This window comes from Micromonospora profundi (assembly GCF_011927785.1).
Lineage (GTDB): Bacteria > Actinomycetota > Actinomycetes > Mycobacteriales > Micromonosporaceae > Micromonospora > Micromonospora profundi.
Map to the genome: position 1 here is coordinate 5,355,491 of NZ_JAATJK010000001.1, position 12,705 is coordinate 5,368,195.

The window sequence follows — 12,705 nt, forward strand, 5'->3', positions numbered from 1 at the left end:
CCAGCCCGCCACCCGTACGACAACGCATCGCATTGGGAGACCTGGATGACGCCCGCACTGACCATCTATCAGCAGCACCACCTCCGCGTCGTGTTCGATCACCACGCCGCCCACCTGTATCCCGCGATGGTCAAGGCGAGCCAGGCCCACGTCGTCATGCTCGCCGAGCAGGGGCTGATCCCCGCTGACTCGGCCGCGATGATGCTGCGCGGGTTGCTCGTCCTCACCGAGGACCGGCCGGAGGAGTTCGACTACGACGGCAGCGTCGAGGACGTCTACTACACGCTGGAGAAGCGCCTCGCCGCCGCCTGCGGGGTCGAGGTGTCCCAGCTCAGCGTGCAGCTCGCCCGCAGCCGCAACGACCTCGACGCCGGTGTCTTCCGGATGGTGCTGCGCGATCAACTCCTCCAGGTGCTCGACGCGGTGCTGGCCGCCGGCCGGACCATCCTGGACCGCGCCGACCGGCACGCCGACGTGGTCATCACCGGCTACACCCACAGGCGCCCGGCCCAGCCGACGAGCATCGGGCACGTCTTCGCCGGCTACGCCGAAGCGCTTGTCGGCGAGGGGTTCGCCTACGCCGACCTGCTTGACGAGATGAACCGTTCGCCCCTGGGCTCCTGCGCCTTCGCCGGCACCGACCTGGACATCTCGCCCCGCCGCCTGGCGGACCTGCTCGGCTTCGAGCGGCTCATCATCAACTCGTACGAGGCGGTGGCCGGCGCCGACCACCTCGTCCGCGTCGCCACCCTCAACGCGCAGGCGCTCGCCACCGGCGCCCGGCTGGCCCGCACCCTGATGGACTGGCTGAGCTGGGGCTGGGTCGTCACGCCCGGCGAGTTCACCCAGGGCAGCAGCATCATGCCGCAGAAGCGCAACCCTGTCGTGCTGGAACACCTCGTCTCGATGGCCGGCGCCGCCGCCGCGGACGCCGTCAGCGTGCTCAACAACGTGGGCGCCGCCTGGTGGGAGGACTCCAACAACGCCACCACCGACGTACAGGCCCGGCTCTGGGACGGCGACGACCGGGCGTACCGGTTCTTCTCCCTGCTCGGCGGGCTGATCGCGGAGTTGGACCCGCTGCGTCCGCCGGCCGGCGAGGAGATCGTCGCCTCGGGCGCCACCACGACCGCCGCGGCGGACGCGCTGGCCCGCCACGGCGTACCGTTCCGGGGCGCACACTCGCTGCTCGGTCGGCTGGTGCGCAACGGCCCGCCCGCCACCTGGACCGAACAGGACGTCCGGTCGACCGCCGCCGACCTCGGCCTCGCCGAGCTCGACGAGGCCGCGATCCGGGACCTGCTGGCCGCCGCGGTGCACCCGGAGTTCGTGCTCCGCCGGGCCCAGGCCGACGGTCCGGGCGAAGCGGCGGTACGCGAGCAGGTGGCGCAACTGCGAACCATGATGACGGCGGTAGCGGCGCGTGTGGATGCGTTCCGGGACCGGCTGGTCCGTGCCGACGAGGCGTTGGCCGAGGCGGTCGCGGCGAGGGTGGCGCGGTGACGGGGCAACAGACACGGCACCGCGTGAACGATGATGTCGTGTCGCCGCGTTCGCGGCACGACGTGGACCGACGGCCCGAAGGGCGATCTGACATCACCATGGAACAATCGGCGAACCCGCGGCTGCTCGGCATCGATTTCGGCGGCACGAAAATGGCTATCGGGGTGGGCGACGCCGACGGTCGACTGCTCGTCTCCGAGCGACTGCCCACCCACGCCGAGCACGGTGCTCAGCAGGCCCTCACCAGGGCTCTCGACCGGGCACGGGAACTCGCGGACCGCACCGGCGGCACGCTCGTTGCGGCCGGCATCGCCTCCCCCGGCGTGGTCCACGACGACAGCATCGACCTGGCGCCGAACGTACCCGGCTGGGAGCAACTGCGGCTGGCCGACGCGGTCCGCGACCACCTCGGGCTGACCTCCGTACGGGTGTCGAACGACCTCAACGCCGCCGCCTACGCGGAACTGCGCTTCGGGGCGTTGCAGGGAGTCGATCCCGGTCTGGTGATCGGGCTCGGCACCGGGGTGGCCGCGGCAGTGACGGTCGGCGGCGAGGTGATGCCCGGCTACCACGGCGCGGCCGGGGAGATCGCCTACGGCCTGACGGATCACAGCTGGCCAGCGGGCCTGGAGCCGATGCTGGAGGCGACATTCTCCGGCCGCGCGTTGGACGAGCTGGCGCTGCGACTGGGGATGACCGGCCAGGCCGCCGCGCTCTGCACCGCTGCGGCGCAGCCCGGCCAGGCCCGCGACGAGTTGCGTCGGCGCGTCGACGAGTTGGCCCGCCAACTCGTCACCTGCTGCCTCCTGCTCGACCCGCAGCGGATCGTGCTTGTCGGCAGCGTCGCCGGCAACGAGGTCGTGCGGGAAATGCTCATCGAACGGCTCAACCACGCGTTGCCGTACCGGCCGGACATCGTCCTGTCCACATTCGCGCAGGACGCAGCGCTGCTCGGGTCGCTCGTCATGGCCATGTCGGCCCTGCCCGCGCCCGTCTGAGCCCAGCCGGTCGTCGCCTCGGGTCTGCTCGGACCGATACCGTCCCGAGGCCGGTGCCCACCGCGTCGAAACCCCGGTCGACGGCGAGGGCGGTGTCCGCCGGTCGCCGGACACCCGCCCTCGACCGCAGGTACGCGTCCCGGCCTGCCTCCCTGCTACGGCCGCGATACTCGTGCTCGGCGAGGTCTGCCGGATCTCGTAGGCTCGGATCGTGGAAGGCAGCGGGGAGCAGGTCATGAGCCACATGTTGGACGCGGCGGAGAACGCCTCGCCGGTCGATGCGGTCAAGGCGGTCACCAGGGAAATCGGCGCGGCGCTGGGGGCACGGAGCGTCGCGTTCCTGATCGCGGACCTCAGCGGCCGAGCGTTGGTCCGGTTGGATCAGGTGCCGATCGACGGCACCGGGGCGGACCGCCACGACGGCAACGAGAGCGCCACGGTGCTGCCGTTCGATGGTGGCCCCGCCGAGCAGGCGCTACGCACCCAGACGGTGCAGGTCGTCAAGCACACCGACGGGTGGACGGTGTTGGCGCCGGTGACCGACCGTGGTGAGGCGATCGGTCTGCTTGAAATGCTCCTGCCCGCCGAGCCTGTTCAACGGGATCTGGATGAGATAAGCCGCACGGCGCACCTGTTGGCGTTCGTGGTGATCGCCAACCGCCGGCACACCGATCTGTTCGAGTGGGGGCAACGCACCACTCCGTTCACCCTGTCCGCCGAAATCCAGCGCCGCCTACTGCCCTCCGCGTTCACCTGTGAGGGCAGCGCGTTCACCCTGTCCGGCTGGCTCGAACCCGCGGCGAGCATCGGCGGCGACACCTTCGACTACAGCCTCGCCCGTGACGTTCTGCACTTCAGCGTCACCGATGCCATGGGCCACGGGGTGACCAGCGCGCTCACCGCCACCCTCGGCGTGGGCAGCCTGCGCAACACCCGCCGCCAGGCGATCGGCCTGGTGGAGCAGGCACTGGCCGCGAATGCCGCGGTCGCCGAGCACACCCCGGTCCCCGGCGGTTTCGTCACCGCTGTGCTCGGCCGTCTCGACCTGCGCACCGGCGAGTGTGCGCTGCTCAACGCCGGGCACGTGCCGCCCATGCTGGTCCGTGACGGCGCCACTCAGATGCTTTCGCTGCCGGGCAACTTCCCTCTCGGCATGTTCGCGGCGGCCGAATACGACGCGGGCGAGGTGACGCTGCTGCCGGGCGACCGGTTGGTGGTGGTCACCGATGGCGTGCGGGAGCGCAACGCCGCCAGCCTGGACCTACCGGCCATGTTGCGGTCGATCGTCGGTCTGCACCCCCGCGAGGCCGTCCGGGCGTTGGCCGACGCCGTGCTGGAGGTCAGCGGGCCGGCCCTGGCCGACGACGCCACCCTGCTCATCCTCGATTGGCACGGGGGGCACGGCGAGGATCGGCGTACCAGTGCCGGCGCCGACCAGGGGCGGGCCAGCACCGCGCTGCCCGACAACTAGCGGCCGGTGGAGTCGTCGGTGAGCGCCACCTTGGCCTCGGCCGCCTGCACACTGTCGTAGACGTCGATGGCCTTGTACATCGAGGTGATCATCAGGACGCCCTGCACTGCCGGCTGCGGCGCTGCGAGGGACAACCGACCGCCGACGCCTTGCAGCGCCTTGAACATCACCACCAGCGCGCCGAGGGCACTGGAGTCCATGAACGCCACACCGGCGAGATCCACCACCACCCGACGATCACCGGCGTCGATCAACTGTTGCAGGCCGTCGCGCAGCCGGGAGGACGTCGCCATGTCCAGCTCACCGTGCACTTCCAGCACCGTGCAGCCCCGGCCCGGCCGGGCCGACAACAGCAGATCCACAACAACCTCCCCACGCCGATGGCCCCCGAATACCCTATTCGGCCGACCGGCGAACCCCTTGCACGCTGCTGGTCGAGCTGGCACGGGAACCGTTTCGCCTCGGCGCCTGCGGGTAGTGCTGAGCACGACCACAGCGCCCAACTCGGGTATGACAGAGTGGTCGGCTGTTGACGTGGGGGCGGGAGGAGCTGCGCGATGCGGGTGAGCCTGACGCTGTCGCTACCGCGCCAACCGGCCTCGGTGACCCGCGCCCGCCACGTGCTCAACACCCTGCTGAGCCTCACCGACGCCACCGAGGACTCCCGCGGTCAGCTCGCCGTGCTGATCAGTGAGGCCTGCGCCAACGCGGTGATGCACGCCGATGTCGACAGCGCTGTCGACATCACCATCGTGATCGACGACGACGCCTGCCGGATCGAGATCGGCAACCGGGGCCGCACCCCGCTCGACGCCGGACTCGACGCCGGGCTTCCCGCCCCGCTCACCGTCGGCGGCCGTGGCCTGCCCCTGATCGCCGCCCTCGCCGACACGGCCACCTTCGTCGTCGGGCCACCGGGTCACGTGCTGCTCCGCATCACCAAGCACCTCGGCGGCGTACGCGCGGCGGCGCCCCGCAGGCAGCCATCGCCCTGCGGGGCGCCACTCGACACATAGTGACCCGAGGGCCGATCAGTCCGCTTTCACCACGATGAAGTACCCGGTCTCGTCGGTGGTGGTGCCGTCGGCCTTGCGGCCCTTGACGATCAGGTGGAGCCCTGTCGCCTCGGTCGGCGTCCAGGTGATCGACGCACGGCCCTCCGCGTCGGCGTCCACAGTGCCGGCAACCCCGCCGATCGTGTATTCGAATGACGTGATGCCGGCCGTGCCGCCGCTGAACTCGAAGCGACCCTCGACGCCGACACCGCCGCCAGCGGTGTCCCGGGGGTACGCCTCGGAGAAGACCTGCGGCGCGGTGCCAACCTGGAACAGGTACTCGGTGACCGGCGAGAGCCGACCGTCCGCCGTGCGACCCCGCACTGTGAGCGTGTTGGGTCCGTTGCGGTCCGGCACGACCCGGACCATCGTGTTCCAGCTGTCCCCGATGGGCGTGACCTGTTCCGGGCCGTCGTTGAGGCGGTAGAGGTACTCCACCACCTCGGGCTTCCATTCGGTGCTGAGCGCGAAGTCACCGGGGACACCGATGCCGCCCCGCGGGGACCACTCGTTGTACTGACTCCACACCGAGACCCGGGTGTCGCGGACAGGGACGGTCATCTCGCGCTCTGGCGACGTCGTCCCGTCCTGCGCGATCGCGGTGACCCGGGCCGAGAACCAGCCGTCCCACTGAGGTGTGAACGACACTGTCGCCGTGCCGTCCGGCCGCGCCGCGATGGTCTGGTATTCGCCGAAGTCCAGCGAGTAGCGGAACTCCCTGGTGTCGGGCAGTACCGAGCGGAAGGTCAGCGTCATCGGCTGGGCGGCCGCGCCGCCGCCGGGCGGATCGGTCGTGATGACCGGCGCCTCGAACGGCCGCCAGGTGAAGCTCTTCGCGGGCGACCGGGTGCCGTCGGCCAGCAACGCCTCGACGATCAGCGTGTTGTCACCGGTGTGCACAGGCGTGACCGTGATCGACACGCTGGCTCCGTAGGAGGGCACGACGGTTTCCGGGCCACCGTCGAACCGGTAGGCGAAGCCTGTCACGTTCGGCAGTTGGCTGCTCAGGTAGAACTCCACAGGCAGGCCGACGCCGTCGATCCGGGTCAGGTATTCCAGCGTCGGCGCGTACGCGCTCGGCACCGGGTCGAGGACGCTGAACTGGTAGTAGGCCTCCATCGACTTCGAGCCGTCCGCCTTCACCGACCACACGATCAGCATGTGCCATCCGGCGGTCGCCGTCCACGGCAGTACGGCGGTGTCGTCCGCCGCCGCCGTAACGGTCTGCGCGGCCTCGTTGTCCAGGACGTACTCGTAGGCGACGACGTCGGCGTTGCGCGGCTTGAACGTGAACGAGCCGGTCTTGCCAGCGATCGGCTCGTTGTCGAAGTTGAACTCGGCGGACTCGACCTGCGGGGAGTCCGTGACCGGGATCCGCAGGGTGTCCTGCCCGATCAGCTTGTTCTTCACGTAGCTGCTGACGACGATCGCGACCTCGCCGACCTCGGTGAAGGTGAACTGGTCGGTGGCTTTCCCGTCGACGGCCGGCACCCGGATCTGCGGGCCGCCGTTGACCTGGTAGCCGAAGGCTGTCGTCTCGGGCTTGCGCGCGGTCAGGCTGATCGTGCTCGGCAGCCCTACCCCGCCCATTTCGACCTCCGCGCTCGGCGCGGTGTCGGCCACCCAGAACTGGTACGCCTTCTCCGGCCCTCGGTTGCCGGCCGCGTCGACCGAGTGGACGTAGAGGGTTTCGATCCACGCACGCTTCGGGGTGTATTCGATGACAGCCGTCCGGCCCGGCTGCCGGGCCTTCACGCTGCCGGAGTTGCCACCGCTGTCACGCCAACTGAAGGCGACCACATCCTGGTCATCGCCGGCGGCGACGCGGAACCTGCCGGTCACGCCGGCGCCACCGCCCTGGATGTTGCCCTCGGGGTAGAGCTTCGAGGTGACCACCGGCGGGTTCGCCGGTGGCGCCTTGTCCATGATCACGTAGCAGGTCTTGCTCCACGGCCCCGCGTCGTAGTAGTCGCTGGCGCGGGCCTGCCAGGCGAGCAACTGACCGTCGGCGTACTGGCTCAGGTCGGTGCCGTAGTAGCTGTAGAACTCACGGCGCTGGTCCGGCTGGTCGACCGGCCAGATCGCGTAGAGGACTGTCGCGTAGTCGCCTTCGTCGGGATCGTTGGCGGTGGCCTTGAACATCGTCGTCGCGGCGGCCGGTGACGGTTTGGTCAAGGTGCCGCACGGTCGTTTCGGAGATTCGAGGTGCGGGTCGGACACGGTCGGCGGGTGGTTCGAGGTGGAGCTCAGCGTCGGCAGCTGAAAGGTGCGGCCGGCGCGCGGGTCGGCCTCCTGGGCGGCCGTGATCCGGTATTCGACCGTGATCGACTTTTCGTTACGGCCGAGCGCGGCGTTCAGCGTCTCGACCATGTCGAAGCCCAGGTAGCCGGGGCAGTAGTAGGAGCCCTGCCCCCGACCGGCGGAGATCAGCTTTTCCAACTCCGCCGGTGGGTTGTTCCAGGTCGTCCCGGCCTTGACCGGGGCAGTCCGCCACACCTCGATCGTCACTGCCGTGGAGCAGTCGGTGACCGCGTCCTCGTACGTGTAGAGGTACGAGTTGTGCACGACAGTGCCCTTGAGCTGGGTCAGGTCGTAGGTGAAGTAGGAGCGGTAGGTGTGCGGCCTGTTCGCATCGTCGACAAGCGTGCCGACCGGCGGCGCGACCTGCGGGTTGACGAACTTCGACGTCGGGCTCTGCGAATCGAGATAGGCCCAGCTCGACAGCGGCAGATTGGCGAAGTCGGCGGCGAGGGCCGGCTGGCCGGTGGCCAGGACAACGGCCGCAACACCGACAGCGGTCGCCAGCGTGGCTGCTCCGATGCGTTTCATGTGGACTTGTTCCTCCCCCGTGACGGCACCTCGATCGATGCGATGCCGGCCAGGTCATGGTATCGACGGAAGCCACAACTGGATGTCCCGTCGATCCGGCGTGGAGGAAAGCCCCAACCGTCGTGACCAGATTGTGGGCTAGCTGCGGGCGGGCGTCTCGGCCGACTCGCGGTCCGGGGTCTCCGTGGCGAACGGGGTACGCAGGCGGGTCATCGAATCCGCGCTGATGTCCGCTTCCGGACTGCGCTCGTCGTCGGTGACCCGTTCCCCCTCGACGCTGAAGGGATTCAGGGCGGACGTCATATCGGTCACGAGGAACTCCAGGGAATGTGCACGGCAGCGCTCGACTCAGTCATCGGCAACTGGGGAACCGTGGGGACGCAGCGGGGCCGGGCCGGCGATGGGCCATCGATGCCCCGCGCTCACAGCCTAGCGGTCGGCGGCATGTTGGTGACCGCGAGGTGGCGGGGCCGGGGTTTGCGTGACTCGGGCTGCCGGGCACGGGCGGCACCGCTACGGTCGAAACGGCCCCCCGAACGGGGACGGCCGAGGTGAGACGAGCGCATGGGGTGACGATGACGGTGCAGATCGATCTTTCCGGCAGGACCGCGCTGGTCACCGGCTCGACCCAGGGAATCGGCGCCGCCATCACCGCCGGGCTGGCTCGCGCCGGCGCCCGGGTGGCCGTCAACGGCCGTACCGCCGCCGGGGTCGAGCGCGCCGCCGCGACGTTGCGCGACGAGGTCCCGGGCGCCGACGTGGTGGAGGTCGACGCGGACGTGTCGACCGATGCGGGTACGGCCCGCACGCTCGACCTGCTGCCCAGCGTCGACATCCTGGTCAACAGCCTCGGCATCTTCGGCCCCAGCCCGGCCCTGGAGATCCCGGACGACGAGTGGCGTCGCTACTTCGAGGTGAACGTGCTGGCCGGTGTGCGGCTGACCCGCGCCTATCTGCCCGGGATGATGGAGCGCGGTTGGGGGCGGGTGCAGTACGTGGCCAGCGACTCGGCGGTCGCCATCCCCGCCGAGATGATCCACTACGGTGTCTCGAAGACGGCTCTGCTCGGCGTCTCGCGCGGGTTCGCGAAGGCCGCTGCCGGCACCGGCGTGACTGTCAACTCGGTGCTCGCCGGGCCGACCCATACCGGCGGTGTCGAGGATTTCGTCGCCGACCTCATGGGCGACAGCCTGCCGTGGGAGCAGGCGCAGCGGGAGTTCATGCGCCTGCACCGGCCGCAGTCGTTGCTTCAGCGACTCATCGAGCCCGAGGAGATCGCCAACATGGTCACCTACCTCGCGTCTCCGCTCGCCTCCGCGACGACCGGCGCGGCGGTCCGGGTCGACGGCGGATACGTCGACGCGATCCTTCCGTGACGGTTGGCTCAGAGCTGGACGACGTGGCCCGTCCGTGGCGGCGTACGGCCCGCAAGGACGTCGAGCCAGGCGTCCCGTAGTGCCTCGGGGCCGTCGCCGACCCGCACGTCGAGCCACCCGCTGAGCATCGGGGCGAAGCGCTGCCAGGCTGCGGTGAACCGTTCGTCGAGCCCTTCGCGGCCCCAGTCCTGGCCGCGTTTGCGCATCTGCACCGGCGCGAAGAAGACCTCGCCGGCGGCGTCGGCGTTTGGTGTCTGGTTGGTGAGTCCGACAGCGATGTCCCGCACGAGCCGGTCGCCGAGGTGCCCGCGTAGGGCGGCGCGGGTCGCCGGCGCACCGGACAGGTCGAGGTAGGCGGTCTCGACGACGTCGAGGGTGTCGATGTCGTCGTAGGAGATGACCTCGTCGTAGCAGCCGAGCGACCGCGTGAACGCGAGGTTGCCGGGCGAGGTGAGCCCGACCAGGCGGGGGCCACGGCCGTGCAGTTCGAAGGCTGCGGCGTACGCCGTCTTGCTCGACGCCGACGACAGCACCAGCGACCGCACACCGTAGAAATCGTTGTCGATGACCTGGTCGGCAAGCATGAACGAGGTGAAGAACAGCGGCCGGAACAGGATCAGCAGGTCTTCCTGCTCTGGCCGGTACGCGGGGTCACCGGTGGTCGACCGGTACGAGTTGTACGGCGACGGCAGCTCGGCCCGGTGCGCGCTGGCGTCGCGGAAACCGGTCGCGTTCACCCGGTCGGGGCGTACCACCAGGTGGCCCGCTGGAGGCAGGTAGCCGTAGACGCGCTGACCGACCTCGACACCCTCCACTGTGGAGGCGACGACCTCGGCGAAGCCCCACAGCGGCGGCAACCCCCACTGGCCGTCGAGCCCGCGGGGCTCGGGCGGAAAGAACTGCCAGTAGCGCATCGCGTCGCCGAGCACCGCGTAGGTCACGTTGTTTGCGGTGAGGCCGACGCGGTCGACGCGCAGCAGCGCTTCGCCGTCGGCCGGAGTGGGCGCTGCGCTGTCGACGAGGGTGGTCCGGCCCAGATCGTTGCGGGCCACGGCGAATGTCCACGAGTCGGCCATGCTGTGACGCTAGACAGCCCTCGATGCGGAGACAAGTGCACTGCGAGTGCAAAATCCCACTCGACGCGGTCAGCCCTGTGGCACGCCGAGGCGGCTGAGGTGCGCGAGCGGCAGGTGCGGTGGCCGCCACTCCAGGAACATGGCAGTGGCGTCGTCGTCGAGCTGATCGTCCTGGTACGCGAGGACGGCGCGCACCAGGCGGCGCATCGTCTCGGGGCTGGGCAGCCCGTCATTGAGGGCGCGGCCGACGAAATCGACGAGCCGGTCCAGGCCGAACCGCTCCCCGTCGGCGCTCTTCGCGTCGGTGATGCCGTCGGTGTAGGCGAGGATCCGGTCACCCGGGTGCAGTTCCTCCTGGTGCACACGGGGGGCGCCGGCCGACAGGTACCCCAGGCCGAGCGGCAGGGCGGTCGGGCCCGGCAGCTCCCGGATGGCCTTGCCGTCGCGCAGCAGCATGGCCCCCGGGTGACCCGCGTTGATGATTCTGAGCTGGCCGGTGCGGCGGTCCAGTTCGGCAAGCAGCGCGGTAGCGAAGGAGCCGGGGTGCTCGGAGTGCACCCACCGGTCGATGCTCGTCGCCGTGTCGGCCAGGTCGAGGCCGGACCGGCGGGCGTTGCGGTACGCGCTGACCACCAGCGACGCGAGGGTGCTCGCCTTGATGCCGTGCCCGCAGGTGTCGAAGAGGCCGACGCTGAGCACGTCACCGTTCAGCGCGTAGTCGAAGATGTCCCCGCCGACGTCGTAGCACGGTTCGAGGATGGCGGTGATCACCAGCTCGTCGGTGGCGAAGGTCAACGGCGGCAGCAGCCCCCACACGATCTCGGCGGCGACCTGCATGGGCAGGCGGCGCCGCATCCGCTCGACGACATCGCCGTAGAGCCGGCGGTTCACGAGGACCTGGGCGATGTTCACCGCCAACTCCCAGGCGGGCACGTCCATCGCCGCGTCACCAGCGTCCGGCGACACGACCTCCAGCACCCCCAGCCGCTCGCAGCCGAGCAGCAGGGGCACCCAGAGTCGGTCGGGGGTCTCGGCGGCACGCTGCACGTCGAGGCTTGTGAACGCGCGGCCGGCAAGCGTCGTCTCGATCGTCAGCTCGTCCCGGACGAGACCCGCGCCCAGCAGCGGCACGAGGCTGGACTGGGTGTAGTCGGCCAGGTAGATCACGACCTCGGTCGCGCCGATGGCCGGCGCGGCGCGGGTGACGAGCAGAGACAGCTCGTCGGGCCCGCCGCGGGGTGCGTTGAGCTGGAGCCAGCGCGCGGCTTCACCAGCGTCGACCAAGCTCCACCTCCCCGTGTCTGCACCACCGTAGAAGCCTGGGGGCGAAGTACCAAACCGTGGGAGGAGTTCAACAGGCATTTAAATGCTCGGCATCACGCCCACCATCATCCTTTTGGCTAGTAATTAATCAAACTTTCCGGTAGTGTCCGCGGCATCATCCGAACGACATGACGCGGCGGCGAGGCCCGTGGTTTTGGCCCTGCGACAGCGCACCCCGCCCGTACGTGCGCTCCGGCGAAAGCCGGTTCGGAGATCCTCCGGTCGACCCGATCGACGGGCACACGCGGGAAGGACCAGCCCATGGTCACTACTTTGGAGCCCAGGACCAGCACCGGTTTCGGCCGGCGGAGCACCGCCCCGGCGGCCAAGCTGACCGCCGAGCTGGCCGCGATGCCGGCCGACGACCCCCGCCGGCCGGCGTTGCGGGACCGCACCATCGAGGCGTGGTTGCCGCTCACCCGCCACCTGGCACGCCGCTACACGGGACGCGGCGCCCCGGACGACGACCTGAACCAGACCGCCGTGGTCGGCCTCATCAAGGCCGTCGACCAGTTCGACCCCACCCGGGGCGTCGACTTCAGCGGGTACGCCATCCCGACCATCGTCGGCGAGATCAAGCGATACTTCCGGGACCGCACCTGGGCGGTGCGGGTACCCCGCCGCCTCCAGGAACTCCGGCTGTCGATCAGCGCCGCGAACAGCGCTCTCACGCACACCCTCGGTCGCTCGCCGACGGTGACCGACGTCGCGACGTACCTTGACGTCTCGGAGGAGACCGTTCTGGAAGGGCTGGAGGGTGCCCGGGCGTACCACGCAACTTCCCTCTCCACGCCCGTCGGTGCCGACGGCACCATGGAACTCGGCGACACCTTCGGCATGATCGACCACGAGTTCGACGTGGTCGAGCTCCGCGTCGCCCTCGGCCCGGCGCTCGCCACGCTGCCGGAACGTGAACGCACGATCCTGAGCCTGCGTTTCCACGGCAACCTGACCCAGGTCCAGATCGCCGAACAGATCGGCGTTTCCCAGATGCACGTCTCACGGCTCATCACCCGGGCGCTGGGCAAGCTGCGCCACCAACTCGCCGACAGCGACCTCACCTGATCACCACAC

At 69.9% G+C, this 12,705-nt stretch carries 11 protein-coding genes; 6 read left to right on the forward strand and 5 right to left on the reverse strand.

Annotation, left to right across the window (positions count from 1 at the left end):
• Positions 1-45: 45 nt before the first annotated feature.
• From F4558_RS23695 to F4558_RS23705, 3 genes are all read left to right on the forward strand, one after another.
• On the forward strand, positions 46-1,503 hold the full coding sequence (locus F4558_RS23695; RefSeq protein WP_167946011.1) for an argininosuccinate lyase: 1,458 nt from the start codon (positions 46-48) through the stop codon (positions 1,501-1,503).
• A gap of 98 nt (positions 1,504-1,601) precedes the next feature.
• Complete coding sequence (locus tag F4558_RS23700; protein WP_053659031.1) at positions 1,602-2,501, forward strand: ROK family protein; 900 nt, start codon at positions 1,602-1,604, stop codon at positions 2,499-2,501.
• A gap of 235 nt (positions 2,502-2,736) precedes the next feature.
• Positions 2,737-3,972 (forward strand): PP2C family protein-serine/threonine phosphatase, encoded by a 1,236-nt coding sequence (locus F4558_RS23705; protein WP_209273378.1) that lies wholly within the window; start codon positions 2,737-2,739, stop codon positions 3,970-3,972.
• On the opposite strand, the gene F4558_RS23710 is transcribed toward F4558_RS23705, so the two are convergent.
• Entirely contained in the window at positions 3,969-4,334 is a 366-nt protein-coding gene (locus tag F4558_RS23710; RefSeq protein ID WP_167946013.1) for an STAS domain-containing protein, read from the reverse strand. The genes F4558_RS23705 and F4558_RS23710 overlap by 4 nt on opposite strands.
• A 195-nt stretch (positions 4,335-4,529) precedes the next feature.
• Here F4558_RS23710 and F4558_RS23715 point away from each other — a divergent pair, with 195 nt between their 5' ends.
• On the forward strand, positions 4,530-4,988 hold the full coding sequence (locus tag F4558_RS23715) for an ATP-binding protein (RefSeq protein WP_167946014.1): 459 nt from the start codon (positions 4,530-4,532) through the stop codon (positions 4,986-4,988).
• 15 nt (positions 4,989-5,003) lie between these two features.
• Here F4558_RS23715 and F4558_RS23720 read toward each other — a convergent pair whose 3' ends face one another.
• On the reverse strand, positions 5,004-7,856 hold the full coding sequence (locus F4558_RS23720) for a hypothetical protein (protein WP_167946015.1): 2,853 nt from the start codon (positions 7,854-7,856) through the stop codon (positions 5,004-5,006).
• Between the two features lie 138 nt (positions 7,857-7,994).
• Positions 7,995-8,168 (reverse strand): hypothetical protein, encoded by a 174-nt coding sequence (locus tag F4558_RS23725; RefSeq protein ID WP_157552877.1) that lies wholly within the window; start codon positions 8,166-8,168, stop codon positions 7,995-7,997.
• A 263-nt stretch (positions 8,169-8,431) separates the two neighbouring features.
• On the opposite strand from F4558_RS23725, the gene F4558_RS23730 reads away from it, so the two are divergent.
• Positions 8,432-9,232, forward strand: a complete 801-nt coding sequence (locus F4558_RS23730) for an SDR family NAD(P)-dependent oxidoreductase (RefSeq protein WP_197281624.1) — start codon at positions 8,432-8,434, stop codon at positions 9,230-9,232.
• A gap of 8 nt (positions 9,233-9,240) precedes the next feature.
• Here the strand turns inward: F4558_RS23730 and F4558_RS23735 are convergent, their stop codons facing one another.
• Both F4558_RS23735 and F4558_RS23740 read right to left on the reverse strand, forming a co-directional pair.
• The gene (locus F4558_RS23735) at positions 9,241-10,308 is read right to left on the reverse strand and encodes a DUF2855 family protein (RefSeq protein WP_167946016.1); all 1,068 of its coding nucleotides are present in this window, start codon (positions 10,306-10,308) and stop codon (positions 9,241-9,243) included.
• 69 nt (positions 10,309-10,377) lie between these two features.
• The gene (locus tag F4558_RS23740) at positions 10,378-11,592 is read right to left on the reverse strand and encodes a PP2C family protein-serine/threonine phosphatase (RefSeq protein WP_053659020.1); all 1,215 of its coding nucleotides are present in this window, start codon (positions 11,590-11,592) and stop codon (positions 10,378-10,380) included.
• Between the two features lie 300 nt (positions 11,593-11,892).
• On the opposite strand from F4558_RS23740, the gene F4558_RS23745 reads away from it, so the two are divergent.
• Positions 11,893-12,696, forward strand: coding sequence for a SigB/SigF/SigG family RNA polymerase sigma factor (locus tag F4558_RS23745; protein ID WP_053659018.1), 804 nt, complete (start codon positions 11,893-11,895; stop codon positions 12,694-12,696).
• The last annotated feature ends 9 nt before the right edge of the window (positions 12,697-12,705 follow it).